Source organism: Streptomyces sp. NPDC050264, assembly GCF_040655895.1.
Taxonomy (GTDB): Bacteria; Actinomycetota; Actinomycetes; order Streptomycetales; family Streptomycetaceae; genus Streptomyces.
The window spans coordinates 115663-131452 of the sequence record NZ_JBFAKV010000010.1 but is presented as its reverse complement, the minus strand read 5'-3'; the positions used below and the strand labels follow the sequence as shown (position 1 = coordinate 131452).

General features: G+C 69.6%; 11 protein-coding genes. 3 read left to right on the top strand and 8 right to left on the bottom strand.

The genetic code is table 11. The features are described 5' to 3' along the window. Nucleotides 1-9: 9 nt before the first annotated feature. The 7 genes from AB0J02_RS19825 to AB0J02_RS19795 all read right to left on the bottom strand — a co-directional run bounded on the left by AB0J02_RS19825 (nt 10) and on the right by AB0J02_RS19795 (nt 8381). Nucleotides 10-1068 (bottom strand): LLM class flavin-dependent oxidoreductase, encoded by a 1059-nt coding sequence (locus tag AB0J02_RS19825; RefSeq protein WP_363195001.1) that lies wholly within the window; start codon nt 1066-1068, stop codon nt 10-12. A gap of 13 nt (nt 1069-1081) precedes the next feature. Further along, on the bottom strand, nt 1082-2005 hold the full coding sequence (locus tag AB0J02_RS19820) for an LLM class flavin-dependent oxidoreductase (protein WP_363195000.1): 924 nt from the start codon (nt 2003-2005) through the stop codon (nt 1082-1084). Then, complete coding sequence (locus tag AB0J02_RS19815) at nt 2002-3117, bottom strand: LLM class flavin-dependent oxidoreductase (RefSeq protein WP_363194999.1); 1116 nt, start codon at nt 3115-3117, stop codon at nt 2002-2004. The genes AB0J02_RS19820 and AB0J02_RS19815 overlap by 4 nt, the downstream gene beginning before the upstream one ends. Before the next feature lie 120 nt (nt 3118-3237). Beyond that, complete coding sequence (locus AB0J02_RS19810; RefSeq protein WP_363194998.1) at nt 3238-4854, bottom strand: glycerol-3-phosphate dehydrogenase/oxidase; 1617 nt, start codon at nt 4852-4854, stop codon at nt 3238-3240. Nucleotides 4855-4863: 9 nt separating this feature from the next. Beyond that, the gene (gene glpK, locus AB0J02_RS19805; RefSeq protein ID WP_363194997.1) at nt 4864-6411 is read right to left on the bottom strand and encodes a glycerol kinase GlpK; all 1548 of its coding nucleotides are present in this window, start codon (nt 6409-6411) and stop codon (nt 4864-4866) included. A gap of 57 nt (nt 6412-6468) precedes the next feature. Beyond that, complete coding sequence (locus tag AB0J02_RS19800; protein ID WP_363194996.1) at nt 6469-7260, bottom strand: MIP/aquaporin family protein; 792 nt, start codon at nt 7258-7260, stop codon at nt 6469-6471. A gap of 347 nt (nt 7261-7607) precedes the next feature. Further along, complete coding sequence (locus tag AB0J02_RS19795; RefSeq protein ID WP_363194995.1) at nt 7608-8381, bottom strand: IclR family transcriptional regulator; 774 nt, start codon at nt 8379-8381, stop codon at nt 7608-7610. Nucleotides 8382-8682: 301 nt separating this feature from the next. Here AB0J02_RS19795 and metH point away from each other — a divergent pair, with 301 nt between their 5' ends. The 3 genes from metH (at nt 8683) to AB0J02_RS19780 (ending at nt 15001) form a co-directional block, all read left to right on the top strand. Next, nucleotides 8683-12192, top strand: coding sequence for a methionine synthase (metH, locus tag AB0J02_RS19790; RefSeq protein WP_363194994.1), 3510 nt, complete (start codon nt 8683-8685; stop codon nt 12190-12192). Between the two features lie 149 nt (nt 12193-12341). Beyond that, nucleotides 12342-13037: an HAD family phosphatase gene (locus tag AB0J02_RS19785; protein WP_363194993.1), complete on the top strand. Its 696-nt coding sequence runs from the start codon at nt 12342-12344 to the stop codon at nt 13035-13037. A 356-nt stretch (nt 13038-13393) separates the two neighbouring features. Further along, complete coding sequence (locus tag AB0J02_RS19780) at nt 13394-15001, top strand: ABC transporter substrate-binding protein (RefSeq protein ID WP_363194992.1); 1608 nt, start codon at nt 13394-13396, stop codon at nt 14999-15001. Between the two features lie 82 nt (nt 15002-15083). On the opposite strand, the gene AB0J02_RS19775 is transcribed toward AB0J02_RS19780, so the two are convergent. Continuing rightward, a complete protein-coding gene (locus AB0J02_RS19775; protein ID WP_363194991.1) occupies nt 15084-15755 on the bottom strand; it encodes a response regulator transcription factor in 672 nt (223 codons plus the stop codon). Between the last annotated feature and the right edge of the window lie 35 nt (nt 15756-15790).

Below are 15790 nucleotides of genomic sequence, written 5' to 3'. Positions count from 1 at the left end.
TGGCCGGGCTCACTCCCAGAGCCGGCTCGGCGCCTCCTCGCGCACCACCGGCGCGATCTCCTCGGCGAACCGCTGCAGCGTCTCGATCTGCTCGCTCGTCCCCTGGCCGAAACCGTCGACAGTGATCGACTGCAGGTCGTGCCGGTACACCTCGTGGTACCCGAGGAGCTTGTCGATGATCTGCTGCGGCGAGCCGATCAGCTGCGGCCCGTCCGCGATGGCGTCCTCGATCGTACGGAACGGCGTGTTGTAGCCCGCCTTCTCGGCCAGGTGCGGCCTGAAGGACTGGGCGACCTTCGCCTCGTACAGCTCCTTGTACCGCTCGACGGCCTGCTCGTGCGTGTCCGCGATCAGCAGCCCGCCCGAGCCCGCCGCCACATGCGCCTTCGCCGGGTCGTGGCCGTACGCCTCGAACCGCTCCCGGTAGTGATCGATGAGCTTCGCGTACGCGGCCCGCGGCTGGATGGCGTTCGCCGTGAACAGTGGGTCGCCGTGGAGCGCCGCCAGCTCGGGGGAGTTGAGCGACGTCGCCGAACCGTGCCAGATACGGGGGAGTCCCGCGTACGGGCGCGGCACCGTCGTCACCGCCTTCAGCGCGGGCCGGAACTCGCCCTCCCAGTCGACGCCCTCCTCCGTCCACAGCCGGCGCAGCAGCTCGTACTTCTCCTTCTGCAGATCCCACTGGCGCGCCTCGTCGAGGCCGAACAGGTCGAAGTGCCCCGCCTCCGCCCCCTTGCCGATCACCAACTCGACGCGGCCGTGCGAGAGCTGGTCGAGCGTCGCGTAGTCCTCGGCCACCCGCACCGGATCGAGGATCGCGACGACCGTGACGCCCGTCAGCAGCCTGATCCGCGTCGTGCGCGCCGCCAGCGCGCCGAGCACCACGGTCGGACTCGACGACAGGAACGTGCCCGCGTGCCGCTCGCCGACCGCGTACGCGTCGTAGCCGAGCTCCTCCGCCGCGACCCCGACATCGACGACCTGCGCCAACCTGTCGGCCGCGGAGGGGAGTTCCCCGGACAGCGGATGCGGCGTGTGGCCGATGATGGACAGGACCTGGAACTTCATGGTGTCCCCTCGCTCACTGTGCCTGCGCGAGACCGAGGTGGCCGCGCAGCGTTCGGGTCTCGTACGTCACCGGGAGCAGCCCGCGCCGGATCAGCTCGGGCACGGCGCTGTCCACGAGGGCGTACACGTCCTCGGGCACGGCGACCGGCCGGATCCGGAAGCCGTCGGCCCCGCCGTCCCGGTGCCACTCCTCCAGCCGGTCGGCGAGGCCCTCCGGGGTGCCGGTGAACAGAGCCGCGTCGGACGTGAACTCCCCGAGCAGGGAACGCCGTTCGGCCGCCCGGGACTCGGTCGGGGCGAGCACCACGTTCAGCTCGGCCAGCACCTTGAGCGTCCGGCCCTCCGCGGCGGCGAGCGCGTCCACCTCGGCCCGGGTCCTGCGCAGACCCGCCACGTCGAACGGGGTGATCAGTACGGCGTCCGCGCGGCGTGCCGCGAACCGGTACGGCACGGTGTCGTGCGCGAGGGAGATCAGCGGCGGCCGGCCCTGCGGAGCGGTCCCGTCCTTGTCCCACTCCTCCGCGACCCGGCCGATGAACTCGGCTGCCCTGTCGAAGAGTTCGCCGACCAGGACATCACCCTCCGGCGTGCCGATGAGCCGCAGGATCCGGTCGTGCTCCACATCGTCGGCCGCGATCCTCGGCCGCACCCCGGCGCGCCCGCCACTGATGAGATCGAGCGTCGCGAACCGTGCCGCGTACCCGGCGGGCTGCCCGAGCACCGGGCCGAGCGGTACGAGCCCGATGCGGGTCGTCTCCCGCGCGGCGAGCGTCAGCAGCAGCGTCGAGTCGAGCCGGCCCGGACCGTCCTCGACGGTCACGAAGCCGAGACCGGCCGCCTCGGCCCGGCGCACGAGTCGGACGAAGTCGTCGGGCGCCTGCGCGGGATCGCCCGTCAGGGCGAGTCCGAGAACGAGCGGCGCTGTGCCCTGTGTCATATCAGTCCCCACTCCCGCGCCAGCAGCTCGTACGACCGGACCCGGTCACCGTGGTCGTGCGTGATCGTCGTCAGCAGCAACTCGTCCGCCCCGGTGGCCCGTTGCAGCACCCTGAGCCGGTCCGCCACCGTCCGCGCGGAGCCCACGAACTGGGTGTCCACCCGGTCGGCCACCAACTCCCTGTCCTCCGACGTCCATTGGTGTCGCCGCGCCTCCTCGGGCGTCGGGTACGCGATCGCGCCCTCGCCGCCGCGGATGGACCGCACCCACGGCGCGTACCCGGCGGCCAGCTCCCGCGCGGCCGCGTCGTCCTCGCCCACGACCACGTCCGCCGACACCACGACGTACGGCTCGGCCAGCACATCCGACGGCTTGAACGCGGCACGGTACGCCGCCACCGCCTCCAGTACCGTTCCCGGGCTGACGTGGTAGTTCGCCGCGAACGGCAGCCCCCGCGCCCCGGCGAGCTCCGCGCTCTCGCCGCCGCTGCTGCCGAGCACCCACACCTCGACTTCGGCGCCCTCGCCCGGTACCGCGTGCGCCCCCGGCTCCGTACCGGCGAGCAGCCCGAGCAGCTCCGCGAGCTGGTCCGCGTAGGCCGGGGTCTGCGCGCCCGGCTGCTGCAACAGCTCCAACTGCCGCTTGAAGCGCGGTGATTGCACGAGCCGGCCGAATCCGGTGAACCGGGGCGGGACGTAGAGCCCTTCGTCCGTGAAGGTGCCCTCGCCCGGCCCCGAAGCCCCGGCGGCCCCCGGCGGCGCCGCATTGCGCGGGCGGCCCGAACGGCCGAGTCCGAGATCGATCCGCCCGGGGAAGAAGGCGTCGAGGATCCCGAACTCCTCCACCACCGACAGCGGTGTGCGGTGCCCGAGCAGCACCGCGCCCGACCCCACCCGGATCCGCGAGGTCGCCTGCGCGACCGCCTGGATCACCAGTGCGGGGGCGGACCCGGCGACCCCGGGGTTGAGGTGGTGCTCGGCCAGCCAGTAGCGCCGGAAACCGAACTCCTCGGCGGCGCGCGCCAGTCGGACGGTCTCCCGCAGGGCGGTGGCCGCGTCGGAGCCGGAGGTCAGGGGCACGAGATCGAGCACGGAGAGCGGAACCGGAGGCATCTCCCCACTCTCGCTCGCGGACATTGCGGGTGTATGTACACCGCATGGCAGCAGCCCCGGGCACGCGTGAGGGGCGGCTCCCTCCGTGGGAGCCGCCCCTCAACTGAAGTGCCTGGAGGCCTACTTCTCTTCGAGAAGGGCCTGCACCTTGCCGCGCACGTCGTCCGTGGCGAGGCCCCGGATGGTCAGCGTGGTGCGGCGGCGCAGCACGTCGTCGGCCGTCTCGGCCCACTCGTGGTCACGCGCGTACGCGACCTGCGCCCAGATCTCCGGCGCGTCCGCGTGCACGCGCTCGCCGAGCGCCGGGTTCTCGTTGGCCAGGCGCGCGATGTCGAAGGCCAGCGAGCCGTAGTGCGTCGCCAGGTGCTTGGCGGTGTCGGCGGCCATCTGCGGACCGGACGCCGGGTTGTCCACCAGGAGGCGGTGCTCGACGGCCCGCGGGTTGGCGACACCGGGGAGCGGCATCCGCTTCGGCAGCTCGTTGATCGGCGCGAAGTCGTCACCGAGCGGGTGGCCCGGCAGCGACTCCAGCTTCTTCATCACCGTACGGCCGATGTGGCGGAACGTCGTCCACTTGCCGCCCGCGACGGACAGCATGCCGCCCTTGCCCTCGGTGACGACCGTCTCGCGCTTGGCCTTCGACGTGTCGCCGGGACCGCCCGGCAGCACCCGCAGACCGGCGAACGAGTAGGTGATGAGATCCCGCTTCAGCTGCTGGTCGCGTACGGAGAAGGCGGCCTCGTCGAGGATCTGGTCGATGTCCTTCTCGGTGACCGAGACGTCCGCCGGGTCGCCCTCGTACTCCTCGTCGGTCGTGCCGAGCAGCAGCATGTCCTCCCAGGGGAGGGCGAAGGTGATGCGGTACTTGTCGATCGGGGTGGCCAGCGCGGCCTTCCACTGCGAGGTGCGCTTCAGGACCAGGTGCGCGCCCTTGGAGAGGCGGATGGAGGGGGCCGCGTCGGGGTCCTCCAGCTTGCGCAGGTGGTCGACCCAGGGGCCGGTCGCGTTCAGCACGAGCCGCGCGCTCACGCCGAACTCGTCACCGCTCGTGCGGTCCTTGAGCTCCGCGCCGGTGACCCGGCCCCTGGTGAAGCGCAGGCCGGTGACCTCCGCGTGGTTGAGCACGACGGCACCGGCGTCGACGGCGGCGCGCACCGTCATCAGTGCCATCCGCGCGTCGTTCATCTGGTCGTCGCCGTACACGGCCACGGCCTTGAGGTTCTCGGTACGCAGCTCGGGCACGTCCTGCTGCGCCTTGCCGGGGGAGAGCAGGTGCCCGACACCGTCACCGAACACCGACAGCGCGCTGTACGCGAAGACGCCCGCGCCCAGCTTGGCCGCGCCGTGCGGGCCGCCCTTGTAGACGGGCAGGTAGAAGGTGAGCGGGTTCGCGAGGTGCGGCGCCACGTTCCGGGACACCGCCCGCCGCTCGAAGTGGTTCTCCGCGACCAGCTTCACCGCGCCGGTCTGCAGGTAGCGCAGACCGCCGTGGAGCAGCTTGGAGGAGGCGGAGGAGGTGGCGCCGGCGAAGTCGCCGGCGTCGACCAGAGCCACCCTGAGACCGGACTGCGCCGCGTGCCAGGCAGTGGAGATGCCCAGGATGCCGCCGCCGATCACCAGTAGGTCGTACGTCGCCTTGGAAAGCTGCTCGCGGGTCTCGGCGCGGCTCGGGTTGGAGCCGGTGGCCGGGTGCGTTCCGAGGGCAGGCACGGTCTGCAGGGTGGACTGGGTAGTCATGGTGGGGTCTTACTCCTCGACAGAGCTGTCTTCGAGCCAGCCCATGGACCGTTCGACGGCCTTGAGCCAGCTCTTGTACTCACGGTCACGGGTCTCCGCGGCCATGTTCGGGGTCCATTCCGCGGCCCGGCGCCAGTTGGCACGCAGATCCTCGGTGTTGGTCCAGAAGCCGACGGCGAGACCGGCGGCGTAGGCGGCGCCGAGGCAGGTGGTCTCGGCGACCATCGGGCGCACCACGGGTGCGTCCAGGACGTCGGCCAGGGTCTGCATCAGCAGGTTGTTGGAGGTCATGCCGCCGTCGACCTTGAGGGCCGTGAGCTCGACGCCGGAGTCCTTCGTCATGGCGTCGCTGATCTCACGGGTCTGCCAGGCCGTGGCCTCCAGGACGGCGCGCGCGATGTGCGCCTTGGTGACGTACCGGGTCAGGCCGGTGATCACGCCGCGGGCGTCGGGGCGCCAGTACGGGGCGAACAGGCCGGAGAAGGCGGGCACGAAGTAGGCGCCGCCGTTGTCCTCGACCGACGACGCGAGCGTCTCGATCTCGGCTGCCGACTTGATGAGGCCCATCTGGTCACGCATCCACTGCACCAGCGAACCGGTGACGGCGATGGAGCCTTCCAGGGCGTAGACCGGCTTCTGGTCGCCGATCTGGTAGCCGACCGTGGTCAGCAGCCCGGAGTAGGAGTTGATGGCCTTGTCACCGGTGTTCATCAGCATGAAGGTGCCGGTGCCGTACGTGGACTTGGCCTCGCCCTCGGCGAAACAGGTCTGGCCGAACAGGGCCGCCTGCTGGTCGCCGAGCGCCGAGGCGACGGGGACGCCGCGCAGGACGTCGCCGAGCGTGCCGCCGGTGACCTCGCCGTAGACCTCGGCGGAGGAGCGGATCTCGGGCAGCATCTCCATCGGGACACCGATGGAGGAGCAGATGCGCTCGTCCCAGCGCATCTCGTGCAGGTTCATCAGCATCGTGCGCGAGGCGTTGGTGACGTCGGTGACGTGCTTGCCGCCGTTCACCCCGCCCGTCAGGTTCCAGATGACCCAGCTGTCCATCGTGCCGAAGAGGATGTCGCCGGCCTCGGCGCGCTCGCGCAGCCCCTCGACATTGTCGAGCAGCCAGCGGGCCTTGGGCCCGGCGAAGTACGAGGCGAGCGGCAGACCGGTCTCGCGGCGGAAACGGTCCTGCCCGACATTGCGCCCGAGCTCACGGCACAGGGCGTCGGTGCGGGTGTCCTGCCAGACGATCGCGTTGTGGACGGGCTCACCGGTGTTCTTGTCCCAGAGGAGAGTGGTCTCGCGCTGGTTGGTGATGCCGATGGCCTTGATGTCGTCCCGCGTGATGCCGGCCTTGGTGACGGCACTGGCGACGACTTCCTGGACGTTCGCCCAGATCTCGTTCGCGTCGTGCTCGACCCAGCCCGGCTTCGGGAAGATCTGCTCGTGCTCCTTCTGGTCGACGGAGACGATCCGGCCGTCCTTGTCGAACACGATGCAGCGGCTCGACGTGGTGCCCTGGTCGATCGCCGCGATGAAGGGGCCTGCGGTGTGTGCGTCGGTCACGGGGTGCTCCTGAAAGTTCTCGATGCTCGGTCGGGGTGCTCGCGGTGCCGGGCCGGTCTACTTGAACGCGATGTTGTAGAGGCCACCGGCGATGGCGCCGCCGATCAGCGGTCCCGCGACCGGGATCCAGGCGTACGACCAGTCGGAGCCGCCCTTGTTGGGCAGCGGCAGCAGCGCGTGCACGATGCGCGGACCGAGGTCACGGACCGGGTTGATCGCGTAGCCCGTGGGGCCACCGAGCGAGAGACCGATGCTGACCACGACGAGCGCGGTGATCAGGGCGCCGAGGGTGCCCAGGCCGTTGCCGCCGTCGTTCAGGCCCTGCGTGAGGATGGCGAGGACCAGCACGACCGTCGCGATGATCTCCGTGATCAGGTTCTGCACGACGTTGCGGATCTCCGGGCCCGTCGAGAACACGCCGAGCGTGGGGCCCGCCTTGGGCGCGGCCTTCTGGTCGACGAGGCCGTCATCGTCCGGCTGCGCGGCGAGGACCTCCGGGTCGGTCAGGTGCGCGCGGAACTGTCCGTAGTACGTCGCCCAGACCAGCACGGCGCCGATCATCGCGCCGAGGAGCTGCGAACCCAGGTAGAGCGGTACGTCGCTCCACTTGGTGCCGCCCTCGATGGCGAGGCCGATCGTCACCGCGGGGTTCAGGTGGGCGCCGGAGACGCCGCCCGCGAGGTAGGCGCCGGTCAGGACCGCGAAGCCCCAACCGAAGGCGATGGCGACCCAGCCGGCCTCGTACGCCTTCGAGCGCTTGAAAGTGACGGCGGCGCACACGCCACCGCCCAGCAGGATGAGCACGGCGGTACCGATGGTCTCGCCGATGAAGATGTCGGAGCTGGACACCCGCGACTCCTTTGTCCTTCGTCCAGGGGAAAACCGAACCCCGGGGTCCCTCTCCGGTGGTCCGCGCCCTCAAGTGAGGGCGGTTTCGGCTGGCCTCGTCACACTCTAACGCTTATTGCCGGTAGGTGTTCGACAATGCCGACCGATGGACGCGAGTCTCGCCCCGGGGTTACACGATCGTCAAGGGTTCTGTTATTCAAACCACGATCGTTATTGATCGATCGTGCTTATCGGTGACTGTGTGGTGAGGGGCGTTCATCGATGGTCGCGCGGAAAGGTGCACTCTGCACCCTGAGACGGCGAAAGCCCCGTCCGGAGACGGGGCTGGAGCTGGGGGCGGAGTCGGCTCAGAACCGGCTGGCGCCCAGATCGCGCGAGACGGCACGGGCGCAGTCCCGTACGGCGGCGATCAGCTCGGGACGCAGCGCGCCCTTGTCGTCGGCCTTGCAGACCCGCTCCACCGCACCGGTGATGCCGACCGCGCCCACCGGCATCCGGTGCCGGTCGTGGATCGGCGCCGCGACGGAGGCGACGCCCTCCCAGGTCTCCTCGACGTCCTCGGCGTACCCGCGTGCGCGGGTCAGGTCGAGCACCGTCTCGAAGCCCGCGAGATCGGAGACCGTCCGCGCCGTGAAGTCCTTCCGCTCGGCCTCCATGGCCTCGCTGTGCGCGACCGGGTCGTACGAGGTCAGTACCTTGCCCAGGGCCGTCGAGTGCAGCGGCTGCATCGCCCCCACCTCCAGGACCTGCCGGCTGTCGTCGGGCCGGAAGACGTGGTGCACGATCAGGACGCCCTGCTGGTGCAGCACCCCCAGATAGACGGCCTCCCCGCTGGAGCGGGCCAGATCGTCCGTCCACACCAGGGCGCGCGCCCGCAGCTCGTGCACGTCCAGATAGCTGTTCCCGAGGCGCAGCAGTTCGGCGCCCAGCTGGTACCGCCCCGACGCCGCGTCCTGCTCGACGAAGCCCTCGGCCTGCAGCGTGCGCAGGATGCCGTGGGCCGTGCCCTTGGCGAGGCCGACGGCGGAGGCGATGTCCGAGAGACCGAGCCGCCGCTCACCGCCCGCGAGGAGCCGCAGCATCGCCGCGGCCCGTTCGAGCGACTGGATGTTGCGTGCCATCGCAGTCCCTTCCTCCCTCGGTTCCTCTCGCGACAGGGGTCGCATGGCATCGTTCGACAATGCTGAACAGTATCGGTCGTTGCCGACCTCCCGCTAATGCGGCGTGAGCCTATATTTCGGCCCGTTTCCTGTCAGCGACCGCCGCGGGCCCCCGGGAGACAGTGTGGCGTGGCACGCCGGGCGACATTCCACGCCGTGGACGTCTTCACGAGAGGACCTTGGTCCCGGCTACCCTGGCCGGGTGCGCCTCCAGCAGTGGAGCCGCAAAGCCGACAGCCGTCGCACCTCAGGGAGCACTTTCATGGCCTCGTTGCCAACGCCCGCCACCGATTCCCGAGCCCGCGTGGATGCCCTCCGCGAAGCCCTCGCCACCCGCGTCGTGGTGGCCGACGGCGCCATGGGCACCATGTTGCAGGCGCAGGATCCCACCCTTGAGGACTTCCAGCAGCTCGAAGGCTGCAACGAGATCCTGAACATCACCCGGCCCGACATCGTGCGCTCCGTCCACGAGGCGTACTACGCCGTGGGGGTCGACTGCGTCGAGACGAACACGTTCGGCGCCAACCATGCGGCGCTGGGCGAGTACGACATCGCCGAGCGGGTCTTCGAGCTCTCCGAGTCCGGGGCCCGGGTGGCCCGCGAGGTCGCGGACGAGTTCACCGCGTCGACCGGGCAGCAGCGCTGGGTGCTGGGCTCGATGGGTCCGGGCACGAAGCTGCCGACCCTGGGGCATGCCCCGTACACGACGCTGCGCGACGCCTACCAGCGCAACGCGGAGGGCCTGATCGCGGGCGGCGCGGATGCCCTGCTGGTCGAGACGACCCAGGACCTGCTGCAGACGAAGGCGTCGATCATCGGGGCCCGGCGCGCGCTGGACGCCACCGGTACGAACCTGCCGCTGATCTGCTCGGTGACGGTGGAGACGACCGGCACGATGCTGCTCGGTTCGGAGATCGGCGCGGCGCTGACCGCGCTGGAGCCGCTGGGCATCGACATGATCGGCCTGAACTGTGCGACGGGTCCGGCGGAGATGAGCGAGCACCTGCGCTATCTGTCCCGGCACTCGCGCATCCCCATCTCGGCGATGCCGAACGCGGGCCTGCCGGTGCTGACCAAGGACGGCGCGCACTATCCGCTGACCGCGCCGGAGCTGGCGGACGCGCAGGAGACGTTCGTCCGCGAGTACGGGCTGTCCCTGGTCGGCGGCTGCTGCGGCACCACGCCCGAGCATCTGCGCCAGGTCGTGGAGCGGGTCCGCGACCTGCAGCCCACCCGGCGTGAGCCGCGCCCGGAGCCGGGCGCCGCCTCCCTGTACCAGACCGTGCCGTTCCGGCAGGACACCGCCTACATGGCGATCGGTGAGCGGACGAACGCCAACGGCTCGAAGAAGTTCCGCGAGGCCATGCTGGAGGGCCGCTGGGACGACTGCGTGGAGATGGCCCGGGACCAGATCCGTGAGGGCGCGCACATGCTCGACCTGTGCGTGGACTACGTGGGCCGTGACGGTGTGGCCGACATGGCGGAGCTGGCCGGCCGGTTCGCCACCGCCTCCACGCTGCCGATCGTGCTGGACTCCACCGAGGTGCCGGTGCTGCGGGCCGGGCTGGAGAAGCTGGGCGGCCGCGCGGTCCTGAACTCCGTCAACTACGAGGACGGCGACGGACCCGAGTCCCGGTTCGCGAAGGTGACCCAGCTGGCGCAGGAGCACGGTGCCGCGCTGATCGCGCTGACCATCGACGAGGAGGGCCAGGCCCGGACCGTCGAGCACAAGGTCGCCATCGCCGAGCGCCTGATCGAGGACCTCACCGGCAACTGGGGCATCCACGAGTCGGACATCCTGATCGACTGCCTGACCTTCACGATCTGTACGGGTCAGGAGGAGTCACGCAAGGACGGGATCGCCACGATCGAGGCGATCCGTGAGCTGAAGCGGCGCCGTCCGGACGTGCAGACCACGCTGGGCCTGTCCAACATTTCCTTCGGTCTGAACCCGGCCGCCCGGATCGTGCTCAACTCCGTCTTCCTGGACGAGTGCGTGAAGGCGGGTCTGGACTCGGCGATCGTGCACGCCTCGAAGATCCTGCCGATCGCCCGGTTCGACGAGGAGCAGGTGCAGACCGCCCTCGACCTGATCTACGACCGGCGGGCCGAGGGCTATGACCCGCTGCAGAAGCTGATGGCGCTGTTCGAGGGCGCCACGGCGAAGTCGCTCAAGGCGGGCAAGGCCGAGGAGCTGGCGGCGCTGCCGCTGGACGAGCGGCTCAAGGCGCGGATCATCGACGGCGAGAAGAACGGCCTCGACCAGGACCTGGAAGAGGCTCTTGCGACCCGCCCGGCGCTGGAGATTGTCAACGACACGCTGCTGGAGGGCATGAAGGTCGTCGGTGAGCTGTTCGGGTCGGGGCAGATGCAGCTGCCGTTCGTGCTGCAGTCGGCCGAGGTGATGAAGAACGCGGTGGCCTACCTGGAGCCGCACATGGAGAAGTCCGACGCGGAGGGCAAGGGCACCATCGTGCTGGCCACCGTGCGCGGGGACGTCCATGACATCGGCAAGAACCTGGTCGACATCATCCTGTCCAACAACGGCTACAACGTGGTCAACCTGGGCATCAAGCAGCCGGTCTCGGCGATCCTGGAGGCGGCCGAGGAGCACCGGGCCGACGTGATCGGGATGTCCGGGCTGCTGGTCAAGTCCACGGTGATCATGAAGGAGAACCTGCAGGAGCTCAACCAGCGCAAGATGGCCGCCGACTACCCGGTGATCCTCGGCGGCGCCGCGCTGACCCGCGCCTACGTCGAGCAGGACCTGCACGAGATCTACGAGGGCGAAGTCCGCTACGCCCGCGACGCGTTCGAGGGGCTGCGCCTGATGGACGCCCTCATCGCGGTCAAGCGCGGCGTGCCCGGCGCCACCCTGCCCGAACTGAAACAACGCCGGGTCAAGGCCGGCAACGTGGTGATCGAGGAGCAGGAGGACGAGGGGCCCGCGCGCTCCGACGTCGCCGTCGACAACCCGATCCCCGAGCCGCCGTTCCGCGGCACCCGCGTCATCAAGGGCATCCAGCTCAAGGAGTACGCCTCCTGGCTCGACGAGGGCGCCCTCTTCAAGGGCCAGTGGGGCCTGAAGCAGGCGCGTACCGGCAACGGGCCCACGTACGAGGAGCTGGTGGAGACCGAGGGCCGGCCACGGCTGCGCGGCTGGCTCGACGAACTGCACACCAAGAACATGCTCGAAGCGGCTGTCGTCTACGGCTACTTCCCGTGCGTCTCCAAGGGCGACGACCTGATCATCCTGGACGACGACGGGAACGAGCGGACCCGGTTCACCTTCCCGCGCCAGCGCCGCGGCCGGCGCCTGTGCCTGGCCGACTTCTTCCGCCCGGAGGAGTCCGGCGAGACCGACGTCGTCGGCCTGCAGGTCGTCACCGTCGGCTCGAAGATCGGGGAGGCCACCGCCGAACTGTTCGCCTCCGACTCCTACCGCGACTACCTCGAACTGCACGGCCTGTCCGTCCAGTTGGCCGAGGCGCTCGCCGAGTACTGGCACGCCCGCGTCCGCTCTGAGCTGGGCTTCGCCGGCGAGGACCCGGACGCGATGGAGGACATGTTCGCCCTGAAGTACCGGGGCGCCCGCTTCTCCCTCGGCTACGGCGCCTGCCCGAACCTGGAGGACCGCGCCAAGATCGCCGCACTGCTCGAACCCGAGCGGATCGGCGTCCAGCTCTCCGAGGAGTTCCAGCTCCACCCCGAGCAGTCCACCGACGCGATCGTCATCCACCACCCCGAGGCGAAGTACTTCAACGCGCGCTAGCGCGGAGATCCAGCCGAAGTCGCGTCCGGATATATGACAACGCGCGGTATTCCGTGGCAGTCGTACACTGGTCGGTCCAGCGCAGGCCGGTCGCTCTCCCGTTCAGGGAGGGTGACCGGCCTTCTCGTCCCTCATGGAGGTGTACTCGGATGACCAGTACGGTCCCCGCATTCGGTACCCGAACGGCCGAAGGCTCCACGCTGCAGGCTGTGCTCCTCGACATGGACGGAACCCTCGTCGACACCGAGGGATTCTGGTGGGACGCCGAGAGCGCCGTCTTCGCCGGCCTCGGTCACACCCTCGACCCCGCCTGGAAACAGGTCGTCGTCGGCGGCCCCATGGCCCGTAGCGCGGGCTTCCTCATCGAGGCGACCGGCGCCGACGTCACCATCCCCGAAGTGACCGTCCTGCTCAACGACGCCTTCGAACGACGGATCGGCGAATCGCTGCCCCTGATGCCCGGCGCCGCGAGACTGCTCGCGGAGCTGGCCGCGCATCAGGTGCCGACCGCGCTCGTCTCCGCCTCGCACCGCCGCATCATCGACCGCGTCCTGCACTCGCTCGGCACCCAGAACTTCCGGCTCACCATCGCCGGCGACGAGGTCTCCCGCACCAAGCCGCACCCCGACCCGTATCTGATCGCCGCCTCGGGACTGAGCGCCGAACCCGGGCGCTGCGCCGTCATCGAGGACACCGCCACAGGAGTCGCCGCCGCCGAGGCCGCGGGATGTCACGTCGTCGCCGTACCGTCCGTGGCGCCGATCGAGCCGGCCCACCGGCGCACCGTCGTCCCCTCCCTCGAACACGTCAACCTGCCTTTCCTGCATGGCCTGATGACGATCTGACGGCTGCCGCTTGGCTGGATTCCGTTACCCGCCAACCCAGTTGAAGGTGTGACCTTTCCCACTTGACAGAGGGTCGACAGGTTCGGACAGCCGTGCTGCGCGACCGCCTCGCGCGCCGCCCGGCGTGACCTTGTGTCCCGATTGGTAGCCCCCTGCGCCTAACCTTCCTCCTGAGGTGTTTTCGGTGCGTCCACGCCTGATTCCGCTGCGTGATGGGCGCCCGGCTCCAGTGCCTGCGGACCGCGACGGCGAGCGCATTAATGTCGTCGCGAGAACATCGACGTAACCCACCCGTGTCCCGCGTGCGCCACCCCTGCCCGGCCCCACGGGAACGACAGCTCTGGAGAACTTCGAGCATGAACCGCAAGACTTTGGTGCTGCCGGCCGTCATCGGTCTGCTGGCCCCCGTGCTCGCCGCGTGCGGCGGGTCCGACAGTGGGGGCGAGAGTGGCGACGCGATCGCCGTGGGCACTACCGACCGGTTCGTTGCGTCGAAGGCGGTTCCCGCTCCGTTCGACCCCGCGTACGCCTACGACGTCGGCTCCTGGAACGTCCTGCGCCAGACCGTGCAGACGCTGATGGCGATGCCCCGCAGCGGCAGCGGCGACCCGGTGCCCGATGCCGCCGAGAGCTGCATCTTCACCGACAGCGGCAGCGAGCGGTACGTCTGCAAGCTGCGCAAGGACCTGAAGTTCGCCGACGGCCAGGCGGTCACCGCCGCCGACGTGAAGTACTCCTTCGACCGCGTCCGCGCCATCAAGAGCGACAGCATGGTGTACGGCCTGCTCTCCACGATCGACACGATCGAGACCCAGGGCGACCGTCAGGTGATCTTCCACCTCAACACGCCGGACGCGACCTTCCCGTACAAGCTGGCCACGCCCGTCGCCGGCATCGTCAACCCCGACGACTACGCGAAGAAGGCCTTGCGCAACGGCTTCGAGATCGACGGATCCGGCCCGTACACGATGAAGGCCGAGGTCAAGGACAACACCCTCGTCAAGGCCGTCTTCAGCAAGAACCCCAACTACAAGGGGCAGTTGCAGCCGAAGAACGACGCGGTGAACCTGGTCCCCTTCACCAGCGCCGACGCCATGGGCAAGGCGCTGGAGAAGGGTGACGTCGACGTGATGACGCGCGCCATGTCCCCGGAGCAGATCAGCACGTACTCGACCAACCCGCCGGAGAACATCAACCTGGTCGAGATGCCGGGCATGGAGATCCGCTACATCGGCTTCAACACCGCGACGGGCAGCGCCAAGGACAAGGCCGTCCGCCAGGCCATGGCGCAGGTCGTGGACCGCGGCGAGCTCGTGTCGAAGGTGTACGGCACCACCGCCGACCCCCTGTACTCGATGGTGCCCGCGGGCGTCACCGGTCACCAGAACTCGTTCTTCAACAAGTACGGCGACCCGGACAAGGCGAAGGCCACGGCGACGCTGAACCAGGCGAACATCACCACACCGGTCAAGCTCACCATGCACTACACGACCGACCACTACGGCTCGGCCACCAAGAAGGAATTCGAAGTCCTGCAGAAGCAGCTGAACGCGAGCGGCCTGTTCGACGTCGACATCAAGGGCGACGTCTGGGACACCTTCCGCGCCGCCGAACTCAAGGGCAAGTACGACGTCTACGGCATGGGCTGGTTCCCCGACTTCCCGGACGCCGACAGCTTCCTCGCGCCGTTCCTCGACAAGGACAACACGCTCGCGTCCCCCTACGCGAACAGCACCATCCGCACCGATCTGATCCCGGCCGAGCGCCGCGAGGCCGACCGGCTCACCGCGTCCAAGAGCCTCCAGCAGATCCAGAAGATCGTGGCCGAGGACGTGCCCCTGCTGCCGCTGTGGCAGGGCAAGCAGTACGTCGCCGCGCGTGACGACATCACGGGCGTGGAGAGGTCGCTGTCCTCCTCCTCCGTCCTCCAGCTGTGGGAGCTCGGCCGCGGCGTCAGCGGCTGAACCCCCGCACGGCACACACGAAGGCGGCGGCCACCTCCGGGTGACCGCCGCCTTCGCCGTACGTCCTCTGCGCCCCGCGTGACTACTGGGCGCCCGGGCGGACGAGCCCGCTCTCGTACGCGTACACGGCCGCCTGTACCCGGTCGCGCAGCCCCAACTTCGTGAGCACATGGCCGACATGCGTCTTCACGGTCGTCTCGCTCACGAAAAGGTCGGCGGCGATCTCCGCGTTCGACAGACCGCGCGCCACCAGCTTGAGCACCTCGACCTCGCGCTCCGTCAGCGTGTGCAACGTGTTCGGCACCGGCTCGTCACCCGACGGCAGATGGTCCGCGTACTTGTCGAGCAGGCGGCGGGTGATGCTCGGCGCGAGCATCGCCTCACCGCCGGCGACCACACGGATCGCCTGCACCAACTCGTTCGCCGGGGCGTCCTTCAGGAGGAAGCCGCTGGCCCCCGCCCGCAGCGCCTCCACGACGTACTCGTCGAGGTCGAACGTGGTCAGGACGAGCACCTTCGCCGGACCGTCCCGGTCCGGGCCGGTGATCTGCCGGGTCGCCTCGACCCCGTCCATCCGCGGCATCCGGATGTCCATGAGCACCACATCGGGTTGCAACGCCCGGACCTGATCGAGAGCCTGCAAGCCGTCGCCGGCCTCACCGACGACCGCGATGTCCTGCTCGGCCTCCAGAATCATGCGGAAGCCGGTGCGCAGCAGCGGCTGGTCATCGACCAGTAGGACGCGGATGGCCACGAAACTCTCCTTCGATAGTCCGGGCCCATTCTGCC

Excerpts from the sequence above, each read along its gene's own strand:
- AB0J02_RS19825 (WP_363195001.1), bottom strand. The coding sequence starts at position 1,068 with ATGAAGTTCCAGGTCCTGTCCATCATCGGCCACACGCCGCATCCGCTG.
- AB0J02_RS19820 (WP_363195000.1), bottom strand. The coding sequence starts at position 2,005 with ATGACACAGGGCACAGCGCCGCTCGTTCTCGGACTCGCCCTGACGGGC.
- AB0J02_RS19815 (WP_363194999.1), bottom strand. The coding sequence starts at position 3,117 with ATGCCTCCGGTTCCGCTCTCCGTGCTCGATCTCGTGCCCCTGACCTCC.
- AB0J02_RS19810 (WP_363194998.1), bottom strand. The coding sequence starts at position 4,854 with ATGACTACCCAGTCCACCCTGCAGACCGTGCCTGCCCTCGGAACGCAC.
- AB0J02_RS19795 (WP_363194995.1), bottom strand. The coding sequence starts at position 8,381 with ATGGCACGCAACATCCAGTCGCTCGAACGGGCCGCGGCGATGCTGCGG.
- metH (WP_363194994.1), top strand. The coding sequence starts at position 8,683 with ATGGCCTCGTTGCCAACGCCCGCCACCGATTCCCGAGCCCGCGTGGAT.
- AB0J02_RS19785 (WP_363194993.1), top strand. The coding sequence starts at position 12,342 with ATGACCAGTACGGTCCCCGCATTCGGTACCCGAACGGCCGAAGGCTCC.
- AB0J02_RS19780 (WP_363194992.1), top strand. The coding sequence starts at position 13,394 with ATGAACCGCAAGACTTTGGTGCTGCCGGCCGTCATCGGTCTGCTGGCC.